The organism is Microbacterium invictum, from assembly GCF_034421375.1.
In the GTDB taxonomy this organism is placed as follows: domain Bacteria; phylum Actinomycetota; class Actinomycetes; order Actinomycetales; family Microbacteriaceae; genus Microbacterium; species Microbacterium invictum_A.
Window position 1 is genome coordinate 2,590,846 of the sequence record NZ_CP139779.1, and the last position, 23,986, is coordinate 2,614,831.

22 protein-coding genes are annotated in these 23,986 nt (G+C 70.2%); 13 read left to right on the forward strand and 9 right to left on the reverse strand.

The genetic code is table 11. From position 1 onward, the window contains the following. Positions 1-25: 25 nt before the first annotated feature. The gene (locus T9R20_RS12475) at positions 26-610 is read left to right on the forward strand and encodes a GNAT family protein (protein ID WP_322412176.1); all 585 of its coding nucleotides are present in this window, start codon (positions 26-28) and stop codon (positions 608-610) included. Positions 611-733: 123 nt separating this feature from the next. On the opposite strand, the gene T9R20_RS12480 is transcribed toward T9R20_RS12475, so the two are convergent. Beyond that, complete coding sequence (locus T9R20_RS12480; protein WP_322409629.1) at positions 734-2,665, reverse strand: BglG family transcription antiterminator; 1,932 nt, start codon at positions 2,663-2,665, stop codon at positions 734-736. Positions 2,666-2,836: 171 nt separating this feature from the next. Between T9R20_RS12480 and T9R20_RS12485 the strand changes: the two genes are divergently transcribed. From T9R20_RS12485 to T9R20_RS12520, 8 genes are all read left to right on the forward strand, one after another. Beyond that, the gene (locus tag T9R20_RS12485) at positions 2,837-3,193 is read left to right on the forward strand and encodes a PTS sugar transporter (RefSeq protein WP_322409630.1); all 357 of its coding nucleotides are present in this window, start codon (positions 2,837-2,839) and stop codon (positions 3,191-3,193) included. 46 nt (positions 3,194-3,239) lie between these two features. Then, positions 3,240-3,515: an HPr family phosphocarrier protein gene (locus T9R20_RS12490; protein WP_322409631.1), complete on the forward strand. Its 276-nt coding sequence runs from the start codon at positions 3,240-3,242 to the stop codon at positions 3,513-3,515. Between the two features lie 77 nt (positions 3,516-3,592). Continuing rightward, the gene (ptsP, locus tag T9R20_RS12495) at positions 3,593-5,239 is read left to right on the forward strand and encodes a phosphoenolpyruvate--protein phosphotransferase (RefSeq protein WP_416182979.1); all 1,647 of its coding nucleotides are present in this window, start codon (positions 3,593-3,595) and stop codon (positions 5,237-5,239) included. After that, positions 5,236-6,795 (forward strand): PTS mannitol transporter subunit IICB, encoded by a 1,560-nt coding sequence (locus tag T9R20_RS12500; RefSeq protein ID WP_322409633.1) that lies wholly within the window; start codon positions 5,236-5,238, stop codon positions 6,793-6,795. The genes ptsP and T9R20_RS12500 overlap by 4 nt, the downstream gene beginning before the upstream one ends. Before the next feature lie 110 nt (positions 6,796-6,905). Beyond that, complete coding sequence (locus tag T9R20_RS12505; RefSeq protein WP_322409634.1) at positions 6,906-7,343, forward strand: PTS sugar transporter subunit IIA; 438 nt, start codon at positions 6,906-6,908, stop codon at positions 7,341-7,343. Further along, a complete protein-coding gene (locus tag T9R20_RS12510; RefSeq protein ID WP_322409635.1) occupies positions 7,340-8,494 on the forward strand; it encodes a mannitol-1-phosphate 5-dehydrogenase in 1,155 nt (384 codons plus the stop codon). Before T9R20_RS12505 ends, T9R20_RS12510 begins: the two co-directional genes overlap by 4 nt. 63 nt (positions 8,495-8,557) lie before the next feature. Further along, positions 8,558-9,370 carry an alpha/beta hydrolase gene (locus tag T9R20_RS12515; protein ID WP_322409636.1) on the forward strand — a complete coding sequence of 271 codons (813 nt, stop codon included), beginning with the start codon at positions 8,558-8,560 and terminating at the stop codon, positions 9,368-9,370. Between the two features lie 235 nt (positions 9,371-9,605). Continuing rightward, complete coding sequence (locus T9R20_RS12520; protein WP_322409637.1) at positions 9,606-10,448, forward strand: type IV toxin-antitoxin system AbiEi family antitoxin domain-containing protein; 843 nt, start codon at positions 9,606-9,608, stop codon at positions 10,446-10,448. A gap of 114 nt (positions 10,449-10,562) precedes the next feature. Here T9R20_RS12520 and T9R20_RS12525 read toward each other — a convergent pair whose 3' ends face one another. From T9R20_RS12525 to T9R20_RS12560, 8 genes are all read right to left on the reverse strand, one after another. Beyond that, the gene (locus T9R20_RS12525; RefSeq protein WP_322409638.1) at positions 10,563-11,678 is read right to left on the reverse strand and encodes an adenosine deaminase; all 1,116 of its coding nucleotides are present in this window, start codon (positions 11,676-11,678) and stop codon (positions 10,563-10,565) included. A gap of 33 nt (positions 11,679-11,711) precedes the next feature. Beyond that, entirely contained in the window at positions 11,712-13,022 is a 1,311-nt protein-coding gene (locus tag T9R20_RS12530; protein ID WP_322409639.1) for a thymidine phosphorylase, read from the reverse strand. Continuing rightward, a complete protein-coding gene (locus tag T9R20_RS12535; RefSeq protein WP_322412177.1) occupies positions 13,019-13,432 on the reverse strand; it encodes a cytidine deaminase in 414 nt (137 codons plus the stop codon). The genes T9R20_RS12530 and T9R20_RS12535 overlap by 4 nt, the downstream gene beginning before the upstream one ends. Before the next feature lie 71 nt (positions 13,433-13,503). Continuing rightward, a complete protein-coding gene (locus T9R20_RS12540; RefSeq protein ID WP_322409640.1) occupies positions 13,504-14,799 on the reverse strand; it encodes an ABC transporter permease in 1,296 nt (431 codons plus the stop codon). Next, positions 14,796-16,160 (reverse strand): ABC transporter permease, encoded by a 1,365-nt coding sequence (locus T9R20_RS12545; protein ID WP_322409641.1) that lies wholly within the window; start codon positions 16,158-16,160, stop codon positions 14,796-14,798. Before T9R20_RS12545 ends, T9R20_RS12540 begins: the two co-directional genes overlap by 4 nt. After that, positions 16,157-17,689 carry an ABC transporter ATP-binding protein gene (locus tag T9R20_RS12550; protein WP_322409642.1) on the reverse strand — a complete coding sequence of 511 codons (1,533 nt, stop codon included), beginning with the start codon at positions 17,687-17,689 and terminating at the stop codon, positions 16,157-16,159. Before T9R20_RS12550 ends, T9R20_RS12545 begins: the two co-directional genes overlap by 4 nt. Positions 17,690-17,770: 81 nt before the next feature. Continuing rightward, positions 17,771-18,883 carry a BMP family ABC transporter substrate-binding protein gene (locus T9R20_RS12555; RefSeq protein WP_322409643.1) on the reverse strand — a complete coding sequence of 371 codons (1,113 nt, stop codon included), beginning with the start codon at positions 18,881-18,883 and terminating at the stop codon, positions 17,771-17,773. A 179-nt stretch (positions 18,884-19,062) separates the two neighbouring features. Then, positions 19,063-20,178, reverse strand: coding sequence for a mannose-1-phosphate guanylyltransferase (locus T9R20_RS12560; protein ID WP_322409644.1), 1,116 nt, complete (start codon positions 20,176-20,178; stop codon positions 19,063-19,065). Between the two features lie 239 nt (positions 20,179-20,417). Here T9R20_RS12560 and sdhC point away from each other — a divergent pair, with 239 nt between their 5' ends. Genes sdhC through T9R20_RS12580 form a run of 4 tightly spaced genes read left to right on the forward strand, consistent with a single transcriptional unit; the run spans position 20,418 to position 23,959 of the window. After that, a complete protein-coding gene (sdhC, locus tag T9R20_RS12565) occupies positions 20,418-20,849 on the forward strand; it encodes a succinate dehydrogenase, cytochrome b556 subunit (protein WP_141937552.1) in 432 nt (143 codons plus the stop codon). After that, entirely contained in the window at positions 20,849-21,301 is a 453-nt protein-coding gene (locus T9R20_RS12570) for a succinate dehydrogenase hydrophobic membrane anchor subunit (RefSeq protein WP_322409645.1), read from the forward strand. Before sdhC ends, T9R20_RS12570 begins: the two co-directional genes overlap by 1 nt. Positions 21,302-21,350: 49 nt before the next feature. Further along, positions 21,351-23,156 carry a succinate dehydrogenase flavoprotein subunit gene (gene sdhA / locus T9R20_RS12575; RefSeq protein ID WP_322409646.1) on the forward strand — a complete coding sequence of 602 codons (1,806 nt, stop codon included), beginning with the start codon at positions 21,351-21,353 and terminating at the stop codon, positions 23,154-23,156. Continuing rightward, positions 23,156-23,959: a succinate dehydrogenase iron-sulfur subunit gene (locus tag T9R20_RS12580; protein WP_322409647.1), complete on the forward strand. Its 804-nt coding sequence runs from the start codon at positions 23,156-23,158 to the stop codon at positions 23,957-23,959. Before sdhA ends, T9R20_RS12580 begins: the two co-directional genes overlap by 1 nt. Positions 23,960-23,986: the final 27 nt, after the last annotated feature.

The following is a 23,986-nucleotide window of genomic DNA, read 5'->3' on the forward strand; positions in this document are numbered from 1 at the left end:
GACCGAGCCCGAGGAGGGGTCGGTCGTGCTGCTGACAGACCCCGTCACCCTCGAGAACGACCACGTGCGGCTCGAGCCGCTCGCGGCGGAGCACGCCGACGGCCTGCGGCGGGCCGCGGTGGGGCTCGAGCACGCGTGGTACACGTCCGTCCCCTCGCCGGAGGGCGTCGAGGCCGAGATCGCGCAGCGGACGGCATGGGCCGAGCGCGGGGATATGAACCCGTGGGCCGTCGTGCGCGCCGACACCGGCGACGCCGTCGGGATGACCACCTTCTGCAACATCGACCAGGCGAACCGCCACGTCGAGATCGGCTACACCTGGCTCGGCCCCGCCGTGCAGCGCACCGCCGTGAACACCGCCGCGAAGCTGCTGCTGCTCGGGCACGCCTTCGAGGCGTGCGACGCCATCGCGGTGGAGTTCCGCACACACTTCCACAATCGTCAGTCGCGTGCCGCGATCGAACGGCTCGGCGCGAAGCTCGACGGGGTGCTGCGCAACCACCGCCTCGGGCCGGGCGGGTCGCTGCGCGACACCGCGGTGTACTCGATCCTCCCCCACGAGTGGCCCGCCGTACGGCTGGGGCTCGAGGCGCGGCTGCGTCGCGGCTGAGCGCGGGGTCTGCCGCCACCCCTGTCCCTGACTCCTGCAGAACTCCGCCGAAAGCCGGCCGAAACGCCGTTCCGGCGCGACGAGCGCCGATTGTGCAGGAGTTCGGGGCGCGCGCCGAGGGGGCTACCCGTCGATGACCGCGACGAGCTCGTCGAGGAATGCGGGGAAGTCGGTGCCCCGCCGCACGATCCGCGCGACGCTCTCCCGCTCGGAGAAGACCTCCACCAGCTGCTCGAACACCGTCTGGAAGGCCTCGCGGTCGCCCTCGGAGAACGCCACGAGGGCGACCACCTGCACGCGCGAGTCGCCCCAGGGGATCGATCCCTCCGCCACCCCGACGGCGATGGCGGTGCGCGACGCAGTCATCCCGATCGCGTGGGGGACGGCGAGCGCGTCGGTGAACGCCGTCGACGACATGCGCTCCCGCTGGATCGCCCGTTCGACGTAGTCGTCGTCGATGATCCCCTGGTCGACGAGCATCGATCCGAGCCGCCGGATGACACCCTCCTCGCCGGTGTCGTCCACATCGAGTCCGCGCACGAACGCATCAGCCGGGAAGTAGCGCTCGAGCTCGGTGCGCAGCCGCGCGAGGCGCCGCGCGCGGCGCACCCGGCCCGCCGCCGCCTGCACCCGCTCGACATCGGCGTCGGTGAGGAACGGCTGGATCCGTACGATCCGCTCCCCCGCGACCGGCGCGTCGATCGTGGTGAGCACGAGGTCGGTGCCGAGGTTCTCCCAGTCGGGGTCGACCCGCGTCTCCACGCCGACCACCTCGATCGCCTGCCCGAGCGAACGGTCGACGCTCGAGCGCAGCAGTTCGTGCAGCTCGTAGTAGCCGGGGCACACGATCGTCGCCGTGAGCAGCTGCGCGTTCTGGCGGCTCCGCTCGAGGCGGCCGCCGACGTGCATCGCGATGTAGGCGATCTCGTCGTCGGGCAGAGGGAATCCCAGCTCGGCGTCGAGTTCGCCGGCGATGTAGACCGCCAGCTCGAAGATCATCGGGTAGGTCGACTTCAGCGACCGGGTGAGCGGATTGCGCGACCACGCCTGATCCTGCGCACGGTGGCGGAGGTTCTGCACGTGCAGCGCCAGCCGGATGATGAAGTCCTCGTCGTCGATGTCGACGAGGAACTCCCGGGCGGCACGGCCGACGGCCGCCCGGACCGCCGCCTCGACCTGCGGATCCAGCGACGGTCGCACCCGGGTCTGCACGGCCTCGCCGCCCGGGGCGATCACCCGGGTCAGCACGAGGGCCGCGAGGTGCTGCACGTCGCCCTCCCCGAGCCGCACCGCGAAGTGCTGCTGCACGAGGCGCTCGATCACGGCGGCGACATCGGCGCCGGCGACATCGCCCGCCGCGGGGTCGTGGGAGAGGGGATGCCGGTGGGCGACCCGATCGGCGGCGATGGCGATGTGCATGACGACGTCGGCGATCCCGAGCTCGTTGACGTAGTACCCCAGGGCGCCGAGCTCGGCGACGAGGTCGGACTTGAACGCACCGAACGCGTCCGCATCGACGGCGGTGCCGGCAAGGCTCCGCCGCAGCGAGCCGAGGTCGAACGCGCCGGCATCCATCTCGTCGTGCGCGAGCCGGCTGAGGAGCCGACGTCGGGCCATCTCGCCGCCCCGCAGCCGCGCGACCGCGGCCGAGCGCTCCAGTGTCAACTCCGTGCCGCTGAGGAGGCCGCGCACCCGCGCGAGGTCGGCCTCGAGTGTGGCGGGGCTGACGTGCAGCTCCATCGCGGTGTCGAACAGATCGATGCCGGCGTCGGAATCGAGGAGGCTCCGCACCACGGTGTGCAGGCGATCGCGCGGCGTCCCGGCATCCGTCCCTCCGCCCGCGCGCAGCGCCGCCGCCCCCTCGGGCCCCGCCCGGTAGCCGAGCGGACCCGACTCGATCGCGATGCCCGGGGCGACGCGCGCGTTGACCGAGGTCACGTACGAGCGGATGCTGCGGGGGGTGACCCCGAGCGCGTCGGCGAGCGTAGCGGCCGTCGCCCAGGCACCGTCACGCAGCAGCAGCGTCAGCAGTCGATCCTGCCTGGCTCTGGTCACGGGCACCCCTTCGCCGAGCCGCCGTGCCGCGGTCCGGATCGACCACCAGTCAACCACGCCCCGGCGCGCCGGGCCCGGGCGGCAGGCGGCGCTTTCCGCCCGGGCGGAAGAACGCGTGACTTGTCGGCACTCAGCGTCTTCACAAGAATCGCTCACGAGGAGGGCGGATCGATGCGGATCCTTGTCGTGTGTGGAGCGGGTGCGTCCAGCACCTTCGTGGCGCAGCGTGTGCGTCGCGCCGCACAGGATGCAGGACTCCCCTGGACCGCCGTGGCCGGGACCGAGCAGTCGCTCCCGATCGACCTCGATGCCGCCGACGTGATCCTCGTCGGACCGCACCTGCTCGACGCGCTCCCGCACATCGAACAGGCCGCGGCCCCGCGGAGGACGACGGTGGTCCTGCTGCCCGACGACGTCTTCGCCGACCTCGACGGTAGCCGCACGCTGGAGCTCGTCCGTCGCGCGGTCGCCGTCACGTCGCCGGAGACCCTGACGGATGCCGGGGCCGAAGACCCCGCCCGTACCTGACTCCCCCCGAGTCAGCCCCACCGAAAACCGAGGAGAGGAATCCCCAATGGCCCCCACGACCCGCACGGTGCGCATCGGATCGTCGCACGGGCTGCACGCCCGCCCCGCCAAGCTCTTCGCGCAGGCGGCCAAGGAGGCCGGCATCCCCATCACGGTGGCCAAGGGCTCGGGTGAGCCGGTGAACGCGGCGAGCATCCTCGGCGTCATCTCTCTCGGGGTCGACCAGGGCGACTACGTCACCCTCACCGCCGACGGCGACAACGCCGAGAGCGTCCTCGACGCCCTCAGCGAGCTGCTCACCACCGACCACGACGCCGCGTGAGCGTGAGCACCGTGGCACGCACCGAGATCCGCGGGGTCGGGATCGGGCTGGGCGTCGCCCAGGGACCGGTGGCGCGCATGGCCGAGCCGCTCCCCGCTCCCGCCGACGAGCCGAGCACCATCGGCGAGGCCGCCGAGCGGGCGCGCGTCGACGAAGCCGTCGGCGCGGTCGCCCGCGAGCTCGAGGAGCGCGCCGAGCAGGCTGGGGGCGCCGCGCAGGACGTGCTCGAGGCGCAGGCCATGATGGCCGAGGACCCGACCCTGTCCGATGAGATCGGCACGCGCCTGGCGGAGGGCAAGACCGGCGAGCGCGCGGTGTTCGAGGCGTTCGCCGCATTCCGCGACCAGCTCACCGCCGTCGGAGGCTACCTCGGCGAGCGTGCGGCCGACCTCGACGACGTCGCCCAGCGTGTCATCGCACGGCTGCGGGGCGTCGCCGCCCCGGGTGTGCCCGAGCCGGGCCATCCGTTCGTCCTCGTCGCGAAGGACCTTGCCCCCGCCGACACCGCCCTGCTCGATCTCGACCAGGTGCTCGCGCTCGTGACCACCGAGGGCGGCCCCACCTCGCACACCGCGATCCTCGCCCGCGAGAAGGGCATCGTCGCCATCGTCGGCGCCGCAGGCGCCGCCTCGCTCACCGAGGGCCAGAGCGTGATCGTCGACGCCGCCGCCGGGGTGGTCACCGCTGACCCGACCGACGACGAGCTGCAGCGGGCGCGGTCTCGCGCCGACGCCCGGGCGAACGCCGCCTCGGCGCCGATCACGGCGGGCGCCCTCGCCGACGGCACCCCGGTACCGCTCCTGGCGAACCTCGGCAAGCCCGAGGGCGCCGCCGAGGCCGTCGCGCTCGGCGCGGAGGGCGTGGGACTGTTCCGCACCGAGTTCCTCTTCCTCAGCGCCTCCTCGGCGCCGACGGTCGAGCAGCAGCGGACGTCGTACGAGCAGCTCCTCCGGGCGTTCCCCGGCAAGAAGGTCGTCGTGCGCGTGCTCGACGCGGGCGCCGACAAGCCCCTGCCCTTCCTCAACGACGCGCACGAGGAGAACCCCGCCCTGGGGCTCCGGGGCCTGCGCGCGCTCCGCGCGAGCGAAGACATCCTCCGCGAGCAGCTCACGGCGCTGGCAGAGGCGGATGCCGCAACCCGGCGCTCCCCCGAGGGCCCGGCCGACCTGTGGGTCATGGCACCGATGGTCGCCACCGTCGAGGAGACGACGTACTTCACGTCGCTGGCCAAGGAGTACGGCATCAGGACCGCGGGCGTGATGGTCGAAGTGCCCTCCTCGGCGCTCCTCGCCGACCGCGTGCTCGCCCACGCCGACTTCGCCTCCATCGGCACGAACGACCTCACCCAGTACACCCTCGCCGCCGACCGCCTGCTCGGTTCGGTCGCGGGGTTCCAGGACCCGTGGCATCCCGCCGTCCTCCGCCTCATCCGCGAGGTGGGCGACGCCGGCCGCGCACACGGCAAGCCCGTGGGGATCTGCGGCGAAGCCGCTGCCGACCCGCTGCTGGCGGTCGTGCTGGTGGGGCTCGGCGCGACGAGCCTGTCGATGGCGCCGAGCGCCCTCGCGGACGTGCGCGCCACCCTCCTGCAGTACACCCTCGACGACGCCCGTGCGATCGCCGAGGCAGCCCTCGCCGCGGATGACGCCGCGGCAGCCCGAGACGCGGCTCTCCTCGCCACCGAACGCGGAGCCGCAACGACAATGAAGGAGACACAGCAATGACAACGACGTCTGTGCCGGCCAAGAAGCCGGGAGGGGTGCGGGTCGGCGTCCAACGCTTCGGCACGTTCCTGTCGGGCATGATCATGCCCAACATCCCCGCGCTCATCGCGTGGGGCATCTTCACCGCGTTCTTCATCGAGGTCGGGTGGACGCCCAACGCCGACCTCGCGACGATCGTCGGACCCTTCATCCACTACCTGCTGCCGATCATCATCGCCTACACCGGCGGCACGATCGTCTACGGCGTGCGCGGCGGCGTGGTCGCCTCGATCGCCGTGATGGGCGCCATCGCCGGGTCGGACAAGCTGGTCGCGGACTTCAACGCCACCCTCCCCGAGGGCGCGTCGGAGCTCGGTCAGGTGCACATGTTCATCGGCGCGATGATCATGGCGCCTCTGGCGGCCTACACGATGAAGTGGCTCGACAGCCTCTGGGACGGCAAGATCCGCGCCGGCTTCGAGATGCTCGTGAACATGTTCTCGGCCGGCATCTGGGGCTTCGTGATGGCCGTGGTCGGCTTCTACCCGATCGCGTGGCTGGTCAACGGCCTCATGTCGACCCTGAGCAACGCCGTGGACTTCCTCGTTTCGGCGAACCTGCTGCCCTTGACGAGCATCATCATCGAGCCGGCGAAGGTGCTGTTCCTCAACAACGCCATCAACCACGGCGTGTTGACTCCGCTCGGCATCCAGCAGGCCGACGAGCAGGGCGCGTCGATCCTCTTCCTCCTCGAGGCCAACCCCGGCCCGGGCCTCGGCCTGCTGCTGGCGTTCGCCATCTTCGGACTGGGCGCGGCGCGCGCGTCGGCGCCCGGGGCCGCGGTCATCCAGTTCTTCGGCGGCATCCACGAGGTCTACTTCCCGTACGCGCTGATGAAGCCTGCGGTCATCCTCGCGCTCATCGCGGGCGGTATGACCGGTGTCACCACCAACATGCTGCTCGGTGGGGCGCTTCGGGCGCCGGCAGCTCCCGGAAGCATCATCGCGGTGCTGCTGCAGACCGCGAACGGCGCCTACTTCGCGGTCATCCTGTCGGTCATCCTGTCTGCGGGCGTGACGTTCCTCATCGCCGCGGTCATCCTCCGAGCTTCGCGCAAGCGCGACCTCGAGGCCCTCGCGGCGACCGACGACGCGTTCGGCGCGGCGATCACCCAGACCGAGGCGGCCAAGGGCAAGTCGTCTGACGCGCTGTCGAACCTGCGCGGCGGGGCGGCCACCCAGGCCGGCGGCGGCGTGGAGCCGGCGGTCATGACCGAGCGCGAGGTGAAGAGCATCGTCTTCGCCTGCGACGCCGGCATGGGGTCCTCCGCCATGGGCGCCAGCGTCCTGCGCAACAAGATCAAGAAGGCCGGGATCGAAGACGTGACCGTGGTCAACAAGGCCATCGCCGCGCTCGACGACTCCGCCGACCTCGTGATCACGCAGAACCAGCTCACCGATCGGGCTCGGCGGCAGACGCCGAACGCGATCCACGTGTCGGTGGACAACTTCATGAACTCGCCGCGGTACGACGAGGTCGTGGAACTGGTGCGCGATCAGCACAAGGATGGTGCGTGAGCATCTGATCGACCCGGATGCCGGGGGCCGGCGCGTGGACGCGCGGCTCCCGGCATCCGTCATCCAGACCGCGACAACGACGTACGACGAGACGAGCGAAAGGCGAAATCATGGCACGTGAGGTCCTCACCCCCGGGCAGGTCCGCATCCACTCCGGCAGCGCGACCCGCGAGGAGGCGATGCGCGAGGCCGCCGAGATCCTCGAGTCGGTCGGTGCCGTCACTGGCGCCTACTTCGATGCGATGCAGCAGCGCGAGCAGACGGTCTCGACCTACATGGGCAACGAGCTGGCGATCCCGCACGGTACGAACGAGACGAAGGACACCATCCTTGAGTCTGGCCTGTCGGTCGTGCGGTACGACGGCGGCGTCGACTGGGACGGCGAGCGGGTGACCTTCGTCATCGGAATCGCCGGCAAGGGCGACGAGCACCTCGAGATCCTCTCGCGGATCGCGCTGTTGTTCTCGGAGGAGGATGACGTGGCGCGACTGAAGGCGGTCTCGACCGCGCAGGAGCTCTACGACGCCGTCGCGGCGGGCGTGGAATGAAGGCGGTCCACTTCGGCGCCGGGAACATCGGGCGGGGCTTCGTCGGGCTGCTGCTGCACGAGGGCGGCTACGAGGTGGTCTTCTCGGATGTCGCGGGGCCGCTCGTCGACGCCATCAACGCCGTGTCGGAATACACGGTGCACGAGGTCGGTGAGGGCGGGCGCGACCACGTCGTCACGGGGTTCCGGGCGATCAACAGTGCCGAGCATCCCGACCAGGTGATCGAGGAGGTCGCGGGCGCGAACGTCGTGACGACGGCCGTGGGTCCGACCATCCTGCGCTTCGTCGCGCCGCACCTCGTGGCGGGTCTCGCGCTGCGCGACCCGTCGTCTCCGCCGCTGCAGATCATGGCCTGCGAGAACGCGATCAACGCCACCGACCTGCTCCGCGACGAGATGGTCGAAGCCGCGGGTGAGGCGTGGGCGGCACTGGAGCAGCGCGCGGTGTTCGCCAACACGGCGGTCGACCGGATCGTGCCCGAGCAACCCGCCGGAGCGGGGGTGGATGTCACGGTCGAGCCGTTCTTCGAATGGGCGATCGAGCGGCATCCGTTCGGCGACGACCCGCCCGCGATCCCCGGGGCGCATTTCGTCGACGACCTCGCCCCGTACATCGAGCGGAAGCTCTTCACCGTGAACACCGGGCACGCGGCGACGGCGTACTTCGGCGCGCAGGCGGGTGTCGAGCGGATCGCCGACGCCCTCGCCGGCCCGGCGATCGCCGCGCGGGTGGCGGCAGCGCTCGAGGAGACCTCGGCGGTGCTGATCGCCAAGCACGAGTTCGCCCCCGAAGAGCTGGCGGAGTACCGCGCCACGATCCTCGCGCGCTTCGCCAACCCGGCCCTCCCCGATCACGTGCGCCGGGTCGCGCGGCAGCCGCTGCGGAAACTTTCGCGCAACGAGCGGTTCGTCGGGCCGGCGGCCGAAGCCGCCGAGCGGGGGTTGCCGGTCGACGCGCTCGTTGCGGCGATGGCCGCCGCGCTGGCGTTCGACGACCCTGACGACCCCCAGGCGGTGGAACTGCAGGCGATGCTGCGGGAGCAGGACGCCGATGCGGTGACCGCCGCGGTGACCGGGCTCGAGCGGAGTCACCCGCTGTACGCGCGCGTGCGCGACGCGGTCGCCGCGCGGCAGGCGGCGCTCGCGGGCTGAGCTCGGGCGCCGCGGGGTCGCGGGCTCGGGGTGGGAACACTCGGGCGGCGGTACGCTCGGGGGGTGTCATCCGGGTCTTCCGACAGGGCTGCAGACGGGTCCCCCGCGTCGTCCGATGCGGCACCCCACCCGCGGCGCCGGTGGCGGCGCGTGCTGGCCTGGGTGCTCGGCTCGATCGGCGTGCTGTTCCTCCTCGCCGTCGGGGGCCTCGTCGTGTGGAGCCAGGTCGGGGTGATGCAGGCGGAAGCGGGCCCGCTCGCCGACGTGCAGAACGATCCCGGCATCCGGTTCACCGACACCTCGACGGCCGTCATCCTCGAGCCGTCCGGCGGAGCGGGAGAGGTGGGCCTCGTCTACATCCCCGGGGCGAAGGTCGAGGCTGCGGCGTACGCGGCGACGATGACGGACGTCGTGGCCGAGGACGGCGTGACGGTCGTCATCACCAAGCCCTGGCTGAACCTGGCGTTCTTCGATCTGCGGCCGCTGTCGAGCTTCACCGACCTCGTGCCCGGTGTCCAGGAGTGGATCGTCGGCGGGCACTCGCTCGGCGGGGTACGGGCCTGTCAGCTCGCCGGCGACGCCGACGCTCTGGCGCTGTTCGCGTCGTACTGCGCAGGCGACATCTCGGACTCGGATCTCCCCGTCATCAGCATCGCCGGCAGCGAGGACGGGCTCTCCACCCCCGAGAAGATCGCCGAGGCGCGGCCGCTGCTGCCCGACGACGCGGTGATGACCGAGATCGAAGGGGCCAACCACGCCGCCTTCGGCGCGTACGGCCCGCAGGCGGGCGACAACGAGGGCTCGATCACCCTGCCCGAGATGCGCGCGGAGCTCGCGGGCCTCCTCGCCCCCTTGGTCGCGGCCCTCCCCCGCTGACCGCCGCGCGCCCGGCCTGATCCCGGCCCGCCCCGGCCGGGTTGTCCCGAACTCCTGCAGAACATCACCGGCCGACCCCACATCACCCTCCTTCGACGCGCGAGGCCGATTCTGCAGGAGTTCGGGAAAGGCGGGGTCGCACCCATCACTCCTGCACACCAGGGAAACCACGCACCCTGTCCACGGATCGCCCGCGCGACGACCCGCGACGGGTCCGCGCCCGTGGAATGGACGTGTGGTCGACCCTCCCCTCACCCCGTCGCAGGCCCTCTCCGCCACCTTCCTCAGCACGCAGGGACTTGCCCGGCGCGGGCTCGACAAGCGGATGATCCGGCGGTTGGTGTCGGAGGGACGCCTCATCCGGCTCCGCAGGGGCCGGTACGCCGATCCGCGCGCCCACCCGCACCTCCTCGATGCCGGCCGCGCGGGAGGCCGCCTCGATTGCGTCTCGCTGCTCGCCACCCTCGGCGTGTTCGTGAGGGAGAACCCGGGACTGCACATCCAGTTCGACCGCAGTGCCAGCCGCATCCCTCCGCTTCGACCCGGGTACACCGCCCACTGGCGGAGCGACCGAGCGATCTCCGAGAACCTCGCCGCCGACCTCATCGGTGCGCTGGCTCAGGCCGTGAGATGCCAGACCCCGAGGGACGCGATCGCGACCCTCGACAGCGCGTGGCACCTCGGTCTCGTCGATGAAGCGGAGATCGCCGAGGTCTTCCGCCGCCTCCCGCATCGTCATCAGACCCTCCGACGGCTCCTCGATCGCCGCATGGAGTCCGGGCCGGAGACGCTCGTCCGCCTGATACTTCGCGGGCTCGGCTGTGGCGTCGACGTCCAGGTTCAGATCCCCGGCGTCGGGCGGGTGGACTTCGTCGTCGACGGGTGGCTCATCATCGAGTGCGACAGCAGGGCGCACCACGAGGGCTGGGACGCGCAGCGCCGCGACCGCCGCCGCGACCTCGCCGCCGCCGCGCTCGGCTACACCACGATCCGTCCGCTGGCCGAAGACCTCCTCTTCGCCTACGACGCGACGGCGACCGCCATCCGAGCCGTCATTCTCACGCGCCGGGCGCGGTGACCCTGTCCCTCACTCCTGCAGATGGCGTCCCGACAGGCCGAAATCCGGGGTTTCGGGCCACGCCCGTGGATTTTGCAGGAGTTGGGGACGCGGCACGCGGCCGGCGGCCAGACGTCAGCGGTCGAAGCCGTCGGAGATGAGGTCGATCAGCTCCTCGCGCTGCTCCACCGGGAGGAAGGCGCCCGCCGCGGCGTTCATCTGGAACGCCTCGAGGTCGTCGAGCCCGTAGTCGAAGGCCTCGACGAGCAGCGCGAGCTCGCGGGTCAGCGACGTGCGGCTCATGAGCCGGTTGTCGACGTTCACCGTCACCGCGAAGCCCAGCTGGTAGAGCAGGTCGAAGGGGTGATCCTCGAGGTCGGTGCCCCACCGCTGGATCGCACCCGTCTGCAGGTTCGACGACGGCGAGAGCTCCAGCGGGATCTCGCGGTCGCGCACCCAGCGGGCGAGGTCGCCGAACTCGACCAGCACCTCCTCGCCCGACCGCTGCACGATCTCGAGGTCCTCGGCGATGCGCACGCCGTGGCCGAGCCGAAGGGCGCGTCCGTCGAGAAGCGCCGACCGGATCGACTCCAGCCCCGCCGCCTCCCCCGCGTGCACCGTGACGGGGAAGAACTCCCCGGCGAGGTAGTCGAACGCCTTGCGGTGCCGTGAAGGGAGAAACCCGTCCTCGGGGCCGGCGATGTCGAACCCGACGGCGCCACGCCCGCGCCACTCCACGGCGAGCCGAGCGATCTCGTGCGACCGGTCGGTGTGCCGCATGGCGGTGATGAGCTGACCGACGCGGATGTCCCGCCCGGCGTCGGCGGCGAGATCCTCGCCCTCCTCGATGCCGTCCTGCACCGCCTCCACGACCTCGTCGAGGGTGAGGCCGCCGCCGAGGTGCTGCTCGGGCGCCCACCGCACCTCGCCGTAGATCACGCCGTCGGCGGCGAGGTCCTCGACGAACTCACGGGCGACGCGGGTCAGGCCCTCGCGGGTCTGCATCACCGAGAGGGTGACGTCGAAGGTCTTGAGGTACTCCACGAGCGACCCCGAGTCGCTCTTCTCGGCGAACCACTCCCCGAGCGCCTCGGCGTCGTCCTCGGGCAGATCGAGGTCGGCGTCGTCGGCGAGTTCGACGATGGTGGCGGGGCGGAGCCCGCCGTCGAGGTGATCGTGCAGCGAGATCTTGGGCAGGCTCCGCAGAGACACACCCTCCAGCTGGGCGTCACCGTGCTGATCGATGGCCATCGTGTTCCTCCGGGGGTTGGGGTGTGCGGCGGGTCAGATCGAGTCGGCGGTGATGCGTTCGCGAACGAGGGATGACGCGGCGGGCGCGTCGTCGCCGATGTCCCACGCCCCCTCGATGGCCTCCAGTGCCCGGGCGAAACGCGCCGGGTCGTCGGCCGAGAGGGTGAAGACGGGTGCGCCTTCGGCGACGATGTCGCCGGGCTTGACGTGCAGGTCGATGCCGGCCGCGTGGATGACGGCGTCCTCGGCGCGGGCACGGCCCGCGCCCAGACGCCACGCGGCGATGCCGAACGGCAGCGCCTCCATCCGGATGACGGTCCCCCCGCGCGGGGCGGTGACGGTGTGCGTCTCACGAGGAGTGGGGAGGGCCGCGTCGGGATCGCCGTCCTGGGCGCGGATCATCGCGCGCCAGACGTCCATCGCCCGGCCGTCGCGCATAGCGGCCTCGACGTCGGCATCGGGCTGACCGGCGAGGGCGAGCATCTCGCGCGCGAGCGCGACGGTCAACTCGACGACATCGGCGGGACCCCCACCGGCGAGCACCTCGACCGACTCGCGAACCTCGTTGGCGTTGCCGATCGCGAGGCCCAGTGGCGTGTTCATGTCGGTGAGGAGCGCCGTCGTGGCGACCCCCGAGTCGGTGCCGAGGCCGACCATCGTGCGGGCGAGCTCGCGGGCGCGGTCGATGTCCTGCATGAACGCCCCCGACCCGAACTTGACGTCCAGCACCAGGGCGGCCGTCCCCTCGGCGATCTTCTTCGACATGATGCTCGACGCGATGAGCGGGATGGCCTCGACGGTCCCGGTCACGTCACGCAGCGCGTAGAGGCGCTTGTCCGCCGGGGCGAGCCCGGAGCCTGCGGCGCAGATGACCGCCCCCACGTCGCGCAGCTGCGCGTGGAGCTCGTCGTTCGACAGCGCGGCGCGCCATCCGGGGATCGACTCCAGCTTGTCGAGGGTGCCGCCGGTGTGCCCGAGGCCGCGGCCGGACAGCTGCGGCACGGCGACGCCGAACGCCGCGACCAGCGGCGCGAGCGGCAGCGTGATCTTGTCGCCGACGCCGCCGGTGGAGTGCTTGTCGACGGTGGTCTTGCCGAGGCCGTCGAAGCTCATCCGCTCGCCGGAGGCGATCATGGCATCGGTCATCACGCGGATCTCGTCGCGGGACATGCCGTTCAGCAGCACCGCCATCGTGAACGCCGACATCTGCGCGTCCATCACATAGCCGCGGGTGTACGCGTCGATCATCCACCGCAGCGCATCCTCGGGAACGGCGCCCCCGTCGCGCTTGGCGCGGATGACATCGACGGCGTCGAAGGGCTCGGGTGCGGCAGCGCCGCTCATCGCACCGGCTCCGACTCGCGGCTCGGCCGCGCCTCGAGGTCGCGGGGCCCGAACGCGTCGGGGAGCACCTCATCGATGGTGCGGATGCCCGAGACGGTCTCGAGCAGCATCCCGGGGATCGCGTGCTCGAACAGCAGCTGCCGGCAGCGACCGCACGGCATGATCGTCTCACCCTCGCCGTTGACGCACACGAACGCGACGAGCTGGCCCCCGCCGGACATGTGCAGCTCGGAGACCAGTCCGCACTCGGCGCACAGGGTCACGCCGTACGAGGCGTTCTCGACGTTGCACCCCGCCACCACGCGCCCGTCCGAGACGAGTGCGGCCGCACCCACCCGGTAGCGCGAATACGGGGCGTAGGCCCGCGCGGCTGCCTCGATGGCGACGGTTCTCAGCTGGTCCCAGTCGATGTCGACCGGGACCTGATCGTCATGGTCGTCGGATGACGCGTCCCAGCCGCGTCCGGATCGTCGTGCCACACTCACCCCTTGATGTACGGCTTGCCCGCCGCCGCCGGTCCGCGCACCTGGCCGGCGAAGCCGACCACCGCCAGAACCGTCACGACGTACGGCAGCATCGCCATGAATTCCGAAGGGATCGGCGACCCCAGGTTGGTCAGCAGGGTTCGCAGGTTGGTGGCGAACCCGAACAGCAGCGCGGCCAGCGACGCCTTCACCGGGTCCCAGCCTCCGAAGATCACGGCGGCCAGCGCGATGAAGCCGAGACCGCCGGTCATCTCCTTGTCGAACGAGCCCACCGAGCCCAGCGTGAAGTACGCCCCGCCGATGCCGGCGACGGCGCCGGCGAGGAGGACGTTCCAGAAGCGGGTCGGGTTGACACGGATGCCCACGGTGTCGGCGGCCTGCGGGTGCTCGCCCACCGCGCGCAGGCGCAGACCCCAGCGCGTCTTGTACAGGCCCCACGCCACGAGCGGGACGGCGACGTACATGATGTAGACGATCAGCGTCTGGTTGAACACGACCGGACCGATGACCGGGATGTCGGAGAGGAACGGGATCGCCCAGCGCGGGAAGCGGGGCGGCGAGTTGAGCGCCTCGGAGTTGGGGGTCAGCAGCGCCCCGTGCAGGAAGCTCGTGAGCCCCGTGATGAGGACGTTCAGGACGACGCCCACGATCACCTGGTCGACGAGGTACTTGATCGAGAACGCCGCGAGCACCGAGGCCACGAGCGCTCCCGAGAGCATGGCGGCGAGGAGCCCCGCGATGAACGATCCGGTGATCGAGGCGACGATCGCCGACGAGAACGCCGCGAGCAGGAACTGGGCCTCGATGGCGACGTTGACCACACCCGCACGCTCGCCGATCACGCCGCCGAGTGCACCGAAGACGAGCGGCACCGACAGCGACACGGCGCCGAAGAGCAGGCCCGTCACCGGCACCAGCCCGTCCGCGGCCGACCATGTGAGGAAGGCGAAGACCGCGACGAACGCGAAGACGATCGGGAGCCACAGCCCCGGGCGGCGATACGTGTAGGCCGCCCAGATCGCGTAGCCCGTCATGATGACGAGCAGGACCGTGCAGACCGCCACGGTGGCGAAGGTCGGGAGCCCCACGTCGCCGAGGTCGACCGTGGAGGTGCGGTCGCCGAGTCGGTAGGTGCTGACCCCGTCGCGCGGGAAGGCGAAGGCCATGATGCCGATGAGGACGGTCGAGACCGCGAGCGAGATCGCGAGCTTCCAGCGTCGCTGGCGCACGGTCTGACGCGTGATGACCTCGTCGGCCTCGGCGGGTGCGGGGTTGACGGTTGCGGTGCTCATGCGTTCACCTCCTCCTTGCGCGCGGGCGCGGTCGGGTTCTTCGCCGCCGCCTTGGCGGCACGGCGCGCGCGTCGCCCGGCCGAGAGCTCGCTCGGATCCTTCGGGAGGAAGAAGATCGTGCGAACGAGCGGCGGTGCGGCGATGAAGAGCACGATGAGCGCCTGCACCACCACGACGATGTCGACGGGGATGCCCTCGGAGACCTGCATCGTGAAGCTGCCGGCCTTGAGGGCACCGAACAGGATGCCGGCGGCGAAGACGCCCCAGGCTTTGCTGCGGCCGAGCAGCGCGACGGTGATCGCGTCGAACCCGATACCGGCGTCGATGCCGTTGCCGAAGCCGCTGGTGATGGTTCCCGAGATCTGGTTGACGCCGGCGAGCCCCGCAAGGCCCCCCGCGAACGCCATCGCGTAGATGATGATGCGCTCGACGTTGATGCCGGCCGCGCGGGCGGCGAACGGGTTCTCACCGACCGCGCGCATGCGGAAGCCCAGGCTCGAGCGTTCCACCAGCCACCAGACGAAGACCGTCGCGCCGATGGCGACGATGAAGCCCCAGTTCACCGTCAGCGGCGCACCGAAGAGGCTCGGGAACTGCGCCGAGGCGGGGGTCGGCGACGAGATCGGCTGCGATCCGCCGGGCCTCTGCAGCAGCCCCGGGGTGTTCAGCAGCCACGAGAGGAAGTAGAACGCCACGAAGTTGAGCATGATCGTGAGGATCACTTCGTTCGCCCCGGTCCGGGCCTTCAGCAGCCCGACCAGACCGCCCCAGATCATCCCTCCGGCGATGCCGGCCGCGATCGTCAGCGGCAGGTGGATGAACAGCGGTGCGCTGAACCCGGTCGCCACGAACGCCGCGGTCGTCACACCGATGAGCATCTGGCCGCGCGCGCCGATGTTGAACAGGCCCACGCGGAACGCCAGGCCCACGCCCAGGCCCGCCGCGATCAGCGGCGTGGCGAAGTTGAGGGTGTCGGTGATGGGCTTGATCGCGCGGACGAACGACTCGGCCTCGTAGTTCCAGATCGCTCCGCGGAAGAGCGCCGCGTAGGCGCCGGACACCGCGTTCCAGATCGCGACGAGCGTGTCCTGCGGGCGGGCGAAGAAGTACCCCGACGTCCGCTGCACTTCGGGGTTGGTGAAGGCGACCAGCACACCCCCGATGAGCATCGCCAGCACGATGGCGAGGATCGTCGCGACGGCGTTGCTGCGGAGGATCTCGCGGATGATCTGGTTCTGCCGCGGCGGCGGCGGGATGTCGGCGGCGGGCGTCTGGACGGCCGGCTCACCGTGGGCGGTGCGGGCGATGCCGGGGTCGACGCCCGGCCCGAGCCCTGTGCCTTCGGGGGGAAGCGTGCTCATGCCGACACCCCCTGCGCGGGGACGGCCTCGGCGGGCATTTCGCCCGCCATCATCAGGCCGAGGGTCTCGCGCGGCGCGTCGCCGGGGACGATGCCGACGATCTTGCCCCGGTACATCACCGCGATCCGATCGGCGAGCGCCGAGACCTCGTCGAGCTCGGTCGAGACGACGATCACGGGCACGCCCGAGTCCCGGGTGGCGACGATGCGCTTGTGGACGAACTCGATCGACCCGACGTCGATGCCGCGGGTCGGCTGGGACGCGACGAAGAGATTCAGATCGCGGCTCAGCTCGCGCGCCAGCACGACCTTCTGCTGGTTACCGCCGGACAGCCGCCCGGCGGCGAGGTCGGGACCCTGCGTGCGGATGTCGAACTCGGCGATACGCTCCTCGGCGAAGGCCCGGAGCACCCCGCGGCGCAGCGTCGCGGCGGAGAAGAACGGCGCACCGCTCGAGCGATTGAGGATGAGGTTGTCGGCGACGCTGAACTCGCCGACGAGTCCTTCCACCTTGCGATCCTCGGGGACGAACCCCACGCCCTCGTCGATGATGTGCTTGACCGACTTGCCGATCAGCTCGGTGTCACCCAGGCGGATCGACCCGGTGACCTTGCGCTGGAGGCCGATGATCGCCTCGGTGAGTTCGGTCTGGCCGTTGCCTTGCACCCCGGCGATGGCGAGGATCTCCCCCGGTCGCACCTCGAAGCTGACGTCGTCGACGACGATCTGGTCGTGGTCGTCGAGCACCCGGAGGTTCTGTACGACCAGGCCTCCCGGCGACGGGTTGGCCGGCTGCTTCTGGACCGTGAGCTCGACGGCGCGACCGACCATCAGGTTCGCCAGGTCCGCGTTCGTTGCGGTGGGCTCGGCCTCACCGACGACCTTCCCGAGGCGCATCACCGTGATGCGGTCGGCGACCTCGCGGACTTCACGGAGCTTGTGGGTGATGAAGACGATCGCGGTGCCGTCGTCGCGCAGCTGGCGCATGATCGCCATGAGCTCGTCGGTCTCCTGCGGCGTCAGCACCGCGGTCGGCTCGTCGAAGACGAGGACCTTGGCGTTGCGCGAAAGCGCCTTGATGATCTCCACGCGCTGCTGCGCGCCGACCGGCAGGTCGCCGACGAGCGCATCGGGGTCGATCTGGAAGCCGAACCGCGCCGCCACTTCGCGGACGTGGGCTCGTGCCTTGTCGAGGTCGAGGGCGCCGGCGAAGCCGGTGTCCTCGTGGCCGAGCATGACGTTCTCGGCGACCGTGAAGACGGGGATGAGCATGAAGTGCTGATGCACCATGCCGATTCCGGCGGCCATCGCATCGCCGGGTCCGGTGAAGCTCTGCACCTCGTCGTCGAGGAGGATCTCACCTTCGTCGGCGGTGTAGAGGCCGTAGAGGACATTCATGAGAGTCGACTTGCCGGCGCCGTTCTCGCCGAGCAGGCAATGGATCTCTCCGGGCTTGACCACCAGGTCGATGTGGTCGTTCGCCACCAGGGCGCCGAACCGCTTGGTGATGCCCCGAAGTTCGAGCGTCATAGCCGCCAATCTAATGGAGTCGTGAGGCGGCCGGACAGATGCACGCATCTGTCCGGCCGCCCGGTGTGTGTCGAAGAGGTGTTACGGCGATGCAGGCGAACGGGCGTCGATCGACCCGTCGATGATGCCCGCGCGGATCTCCTCCAGCTCATCCGCGAGCGCCGGGTCGACGAGCGACTCGAAGTCGTGGAAGGAGGAGATGCCGACACCGTCGTTCTCGAGCGTGCCGATGAACGGGGTCGGGTCGAATGCGTCGTCGGCGGCCTCGGTCGCGGCCTCGCTCACCGCGACATCCATGCCCTTGAGCACGGACACCAGCAGCAGGTCGGCGACGCTCGGGTCGGTCTCGTACACGTCGGCGTCGACACCGAGCAGCGCGATGTTGCCGCCCGAGTCGCGGATGGCCTCAGCGGCCGACTGGTAGATCGGGCCGCCGACCGGCAGCAGCACGTCGGCACCCTGGTCGATGAGACCCTGGGCGACCTGCTTGGCGGTGTCGTTCGCGAGGAACTCCTCGGTGAACTGGCCCTCCTGGGTCTCCATGTCCCAGCCGACGACCTGGACGTCCTCGCCCTTCTGCTCGTTCCAGTACTCCACGCCCATCTGGAAGCCGTCCATGAAGATGGTGACGGGCGGGATCTTGGCGCCACCGAAGGTGCCGACGATGCCGGACTCGCTGTACGAGGCCGACGCGTAGCCCGCGAGGAACGCGGCCTGCGCCGTGTCGAACACGAGCGGCTTGATGTTCGGGGCGTCGGTCTCGCCGTCGAAGTCGTTGTCGGCGTAGTCGTCGATGATGGCGTACTCGATGTCGGGGTTGGCCAGAGCCGCCTCGACGGTGGGCGCGGAGAGCAGGAAGCCCACCGAGACGATGAAGTTGCAGCCCTCGGCGGCGAGGTTGTCGAGGTTCGCGGCGTAGTCGCTCTCGGACTGCGACTCGGTGGTCGCGATCTCGAAGCCGAGCTCCTCGGACGCGGCGGTCAGGCCTTCGAGGCCCAGCTGGTTGAACGACTTGTCGTCGAACCCGCCCGCGTCGGAGACCATGCAGGCCTTGAAGTCGGACGTCGCCTCGCCCCCGCCGGATGCTTCTCCGGACGGCGCTGCTTCGGGTGCGGCGCCGCAGCCCGCCAGGGCCACGAGCAGGCCCGCGGCGGCGGCAGCGCCAGCGAGCTTCTTGGTGCGTGAGATGGTCAACTCAGCCTCCACATCGATGCCCCGCGTCCTTCACGGGGACTGCACAAAGTTACCTACTGTGACGGCGCCCTGGTAGACGTGCTGAGCCCGGCGTACCCAAAGGTTACAAAGACGCAATACGCGCGTGACCAAAACGACCGGATGCCGCCGATCGCCGCCCGGCGCGGGTCGCGCCGCGGTCAGAGCACGTCGCCGCGCCCGGTGAGTTTCAGCGCGTCGACGACGCCCTTCACCCGCTGGGCGTTCTCGCTAGTGGTGACCAGCAGCGCGTCCTCGGTGTCGACGACGACGATGTCCTGCACGCCGATGAGGCTGATGACGCGGTTGGTCTGCGACACCACGATTCCGCTGGAGGCATCGGCGAGGACGCGCGCCGTGCCGCCGAGGATCGCCAGCTCGTTCTTCCCCCCGTGGCTGTTGAGCTTCGCGAGGCTCGCGAAGTCGCCGACGTCGTCCCAGTCGAAGTGGCCGGGGATGACGGCGAGACGGCCCTTGTCGGCGGCGGGCTCGGCGACGGCGTAGTCGATCGCGATCTTCTTCAGCGTCGGCCACACGCGGTCCACGACCGGACCGCGGCGGTCGCGGTCGTCCCACGCCTCGGCGAGCTCGAGGAGACCCGCGTGCAGCTCGGGCTCGTTCTCAGCGAGCTCCTCCAAGAGGACGTCCGCTCGCGTGATGAACATGCCGGCGTTCCACAGGTAGGCGCGGTCGGCGTAGTAGGCGCGCGCGGTGTCGAGGTCGGGCTTCTCCACGAAGCGCTCCACGACGGCTGCCTCGGGGGCCCCGTCGACGTCGAGCTCGCCGCTCTTGCGGATGTAGCCGAAGCCCACCGACGGCTCGGTCGGCTGGATTCCGATGGTGCAGATGTAGCCGGCGCGCGCGACGGCGACGGCCTGCTGCACCGCGAACTCGAAGGTCCGCGTGCCGCGGATGACGTGGTCGGCGGCAAAGGATCCGATGATGACGTCGGGCTCGCGGCGGACCAGGATGGCGGCCGCCAGACAGATCGCCGCGGTGGAGTCGCGGGGCTCGGACTCGAGGAAGACGTTCTTGTCGGGGATGCCCGGCAGCTCGCGTTCGACGGCGGCGCGGTGCGCGCGCCCGGTGACCACCGCGATGCGATCGGGTCCGCTCAGCGTCTCGAGCCGGTCCCACGTGTCGCGCAGCAGCGTCTGCCCCGACCCGGTCAGGTCGTGGAGGAACTTGGGGGCGTCGGCGCGCGACAGCGGCCACAGCCGGCTGCCGATGCCGCCGGCGGGGATGACGGCGTAGAAGTCGGAGATGGGTTCAGGCATGGCGACAGGGTATCCGGCCCGTGTTTCCGAGCCTGTCTCGCAGCGCCACGGCGAGCGGGTTCGAAGGCCTCGAGGCGGCATCCGCTTGTCTCGATATCGAGACAGTTAGGTTCGCCTCATCGCCGCCGGAAGACCTCCCGCCATAGGATTGCGGTGCGCCCGTGTGACGCCGTGAGGGCCCCGTGTCCCGCGAGGGGCAACGCCTGCCCCGCACCGTGTTCGACTCAGGGAGGACGACCGTGTCAGCACCAGCACGCGTCACACCGACGGTCTCGGAGACCACCTCGACCGTGCCTCGCGGAACGCTCTACCGCGGCCGCGAAGGCATGTGGTCATGGGTACTGCACCGCATCACCGGTGTCGCCATCTTCTTCTTCCTGCTGGTGCACATCCTCGACACCGCGCTCATCCGGGTCTCCCCCGAGGCGTACGACGCCGTCATCGGCACCTACAAGAACCCCGTCATGGGCGTCGGCGAGGTCGCCCTCGTCGGCGCGATCGCGTACCACGCCTACAACGGGCTGCGCATCATCCTCGTGGACTTCTGGAGCTGGGCGACCCGTCATCAGCGTCAGCTGTGGTGGGGCGTCCTCGGGCTCTGGGTGGTCACGATGCTCGCCTTCACCCCGCGCCACCTGATCAACGTCTTCGCCGAGCTGGGAGGGAACTGATGACCGCCGACCTGCTCGCCGCACCCCGCAGCCCCCGCTCCGCCACGCAGCGCCGTCGGGGAAACCTCGAGAAGTGGGGCTGGATCTACATGCGCGCCTCGGGCGTCCTGCTGATCGTCCTCATCTTCGGCCACCTGTTCGTCAACCTCATGGTCGGCGAGGGCATCCGCGGCATCGACTTCGCGTTCGTCGCCGGCAAGTTCGCTACGCCGTTCTGGCAGTGGTGGGATGTCGCGATGCTCTGGCTCGCGCTGATCCACGGCACGAACGGCATGCGCACGATCGTGAACGACTACGTCGCGAACGAGACCACCCGGAAGGTCCTGGTCTACGGCCTCTGGGCGTCCGCGGCCTTCCTCATCCTCCTCGGCACCCTCGTGGTGTTCACCTTCGACCCGTGCCTGGGCCTGAGCAGCACCAGCGCCGATTGGCTGCAGGAGCTGTGCGCCTGATCGGCGTCGCGGTCCAGGGCCCCCTCACCAGAACGGAAGACACCCTCCAGTGAGCACGCAGACCTCCGACAGCGTCGTTCGCGACGGCGTCCACTACCACCAGTTCGACATCGTCATCGTCGGCGCCGGCGGCGCGGGCATGCGGGCCGCGATCGAGGCGGGCCCGGGTGCCAAGACCGCCGTCATCTCAAAGCTCTACCCGACGCGCTCGCACACCGGCGCGGCCCAGGGCGGCATGGCGGCGGCGCTTGCGAACGTCGAAGAGGACTCCTGGGAGTGGCACACCTTCGACACGGTCAAGGGCGGCGACTACCTCGTCGATCAGGATGCCGCGGAGATCCTCGCGAAAGAGGCCATCGACGCCGTCATCGACCTCGAGAACATGGGCCTGCCGTTCAACCGCACGCCCGACGGCAAGATCGACCAGCGCCGGTTCGGCGGTCACACGGCCGACCACGGCAAGACGCCCGTGCGGCGGGCCTGCTACGCCGCCGACCGTACCGGTCACATGATCCTGCAGACGCTCTTCCAGAACTGCGTCAAGCTCGGCATCAACTTCTTCAACGAGTTCTACGTCCTCGACCTCATCACGGTGAAGGATGCCGACGGCACCGTCCAGACCGCGGGCGTCGTGGCCTACGACCTCGCGACCGGCGAGCTGCATGTCTTCCACTCCAAGGCCGTGGTCTTCGCCACCGGTGGGTTCGGCAAGATCTACAAGACCACCTCCAACGCCCACACCCTCACCGGCGACGGCGTCGGGATCGTGTGGCGCAAGGGTCTGCCGCTGGAGGACATGGAGTTCTTCCAGTTCCACCCCACCGGCCTCGCGGGCCTGGGCATCCTCCTCACCGAGGGCGCTCGCGGTGAGGGCGCGATCCTCCGCAACGTCAGCGGCGAGCGCTTCATGGAGCGCTACGCCCCCACGATCAAGGACCTGGCGCCGCGCGACATCGTCAGCCGCTGCATGCAGCAGGAGGTCGCCGAAGGACGAGGGGCGGGACCGCACCGCGACTACGTGCTGCTGGACTGCACGCACCTGGGCGCCGAGGTCCTCGAGACCAAGCTCCCCGACATCACGGAGTTCGCCCGCACCTACCTGGGGGTCGACCCCGTGGTCGAGCCGGTGCCCGTGATGCCGACCGCCCACTACGCGATGGGCGGCATCCCCACGAACATCAAGGCCGAGGTGCTCGCCGACAACGACACGGTCGTCCCGGGCCTGTACGCCGCCGGCGAGTGCGCGTGCGTGTCGGTGCACGGCTCGAACCGCCTCGGCACCAATTCGCTCCTCGACATCAACGTCTTCGGCAAGCGCGCCGGCCGCTACGCGGTCGAGTACGTCCAGACCGCCGATTTCGTGCCCCTCCCCGACGACCCGGCTCGGGCCGTCCGCGAGATGATCGAGGGCCTGCGCAGCAACCCCGGCACCGAGCGCATCTCGGTGCTGCGTAAGAAGCTTCAGGAGGAGATGGACAAGGGGGCCCAGGTGTTCCGCACCGAGGAGTCGCTGGGACACGTCCTCGACGTCATCGCCGACCTCCGCGAGCGCTACAAGAACATCCACGTCGACGACAAGGGCAAGCGGTTCAACACCGATCTGCTCGAGGCCGTCGAGCTCGGCTTCCTCCTCGACATCGCCGAGGTGGTCGTCGTGACCGCCCGCAACCGCAAGGAGAGCCGCGGCGGCCACATGCGCGACGACTTCCCCACGCGCGATGACGAGAACTACATGCAGCACACGATGGCGTACCTCACGGGCGACCCCACGTCGTCCCACGCCGACGACCACATCACGCTCGATTGGAAGCCGGTGGTCATCACCCGCTACCAGCCGATGGAGAGGAAGTACTGATGTCGACGGTTCTCGACACTCGGACGGATGCCGCGGGCGATCGCGTCGCGGACGGTGATGACCGCGTCGAACAGGCGCCGGAGGACACCGGCATCCAGTCGTTCCTGGTGACCTTCAATATCCGCCGATTCGACCCCGAGGTCGACGACGAGCCGCGCTGGGTCGATTACGACGTGGAGCTGTACTCCACCGACCGCGTGCTCGACGCCCTGCACAAGATCAAGTGGGAGGTCGACGGCACGCTGACCTTCCGCCGCTCGTGCGCGCACGGCATCTGCGGGTCGGACGCGATGCGCATCAACGGCCGCAACCGCCTCGCCTGCAAGACCCTCATCAAGGACCTCGACATCTCGCAGCCGATCTACGTCGAGGCGATCAAGGGCCTGCCGCTGGAGAAGGACCTCGTCGTCGACATGGAGCCGTTCTTCGCCTCCTATCGCGAGATCAAGCCGTTCCTCATGGCGAGCTCCACGCCCGAGCCCGGCAAGGAGCGCATCCAGTCGATCGCGAACCGCGAGATCTTCGACGACACCACAAAGTGCATCCTGTGCGCGGCCTGCACCTCGTCGTGCCCGGTGTTCTGGACCGACGGCCAGTACTTCGGCCCGGCGGCCATCGTCAACGCGCATCGCTTCATCTTCGACTCGCGCGACGATGCGGGCGACGTGCGGCTGGACATCCTCAACGACAAGGAGGGCGTGTGGCGCTGCCGCACCACCTTCAACTGCACCGAGGCGTGCCCCCGCGGCATCGAGGTCACCAAGGCCATTGCAGAAGTGAAGCAGGCACTGCTTCGCGCGTGAGTGCGGTGTCAGCCCGGGGGTGACGCC

What these genes read in the sequence shown, in the direction of transcription:
- T9R20_RS12485 (WP_322409630.1), top strand. Translation starts at nt 2,837, where the DNA reads ATGCGGATCCTTGTCGTGTGTGGAGCGGGTGCGTCCAGCACCTTCGTG.
- T9R20_RS12490 (WP_322409631.1), top strand. Translation starts at nt 3,240, where the DNA reads ATGGCCCCCACGACCCGCACGGTGCGCATCGGATCGTCGCACGGGCTG.
- ptsP (WP_416182979.1), top strand. Translation starts at nt 3,593, where the DNA reads ATGGCCGAGCCGCTCCCCGCTCCCGCCGACGAGCCGAGCACCATCGGC.
- T9R20_RS12500 (WP_322409633.1), top strand. Translation starts at nt 5,236, where the DNA reads ATGACAACGACGTCTGTGCCGGCCAAGAAGCCGGGAGGGGTGCGGGTC.
- T9R20_RS12505 (WP_322409634.1), top strand. Translation starts at nt 6,906, where the DNA reads ATGGCACGTGAGGTCCTCACCCCCGGGCAGGTCCGCATCCACTCCGGC.
- T9R20_RS12510 (WP_322409635.1), top strand. Translation starts at nt 7,340, where the DNA reads ATGAAGGCGGTCCACTTCGGCGCCGGGAACATCGGGCGGGGCTTCGTC.
- T9R20_RS12525 (WP_322409638.1), bottom strand. Translation starts at nt 11,678, where the DNA reads ATGGCCATCGATCAGCACGGTGACGCCCAGCTGGAGGGTGTGTCTCTG.
- T9R20_RS12530 (WP_322409639.1), bottom strand. Translation starts at nt 13,022, where the DNA reads ATGAGCGGCGCTGCCGCACCCGAGCCCTTCGACGCCGTCGATGTCATC.
- T9R20_RS12540 (WP_322409640.1), bottom strand. Translation starts at nt 14,799, where the DNA reads ATGAGCACCGCAACCGTCAACCCCGCACCCGCCGAGGCCGACGAGGTC.
- T9R20_RS12545 (WP_322409641.1), bottom strand. Translation starts at nt 16,160, where the DNA reads ATGAGCACGCTTCCCCCCGAAGGCACAGGGCTCGGGCCGGGCGTCGAC.
- T9R20_RS12550 (WP_322409642.1), bottom strand. Translation starts at nt 17,689, where the DNA reads ATGACGCTCGAACTTCGGGGCATCACCAAGCGGTTCGGCGCCCTGGTG.
- T9R20_RS12560 (WP_322409644.1), bottom strand. Translation starts at nt 20,178, where the DNA reads ATGCCTGAACCCATCTCCGACTTCTACGCCGTCATCCCCGCCGGCGGC.
- T9R20_RS12570 (WP_322409645.1), top strand. Translation starts at nt 20,849, where the DNA reads ATGACCGCCGACCTGCTCGCCGCACCCCGCAGCCCCCGCTCCGCCACG.
- T9R20_RS12580 (WP_322409647.1), top strand. Translation starts at nt 23,156, where the DNA reads ATGTCGACGGTTCTCGACACTCGGACGGATGCCGCGGGCGATCGCGTC.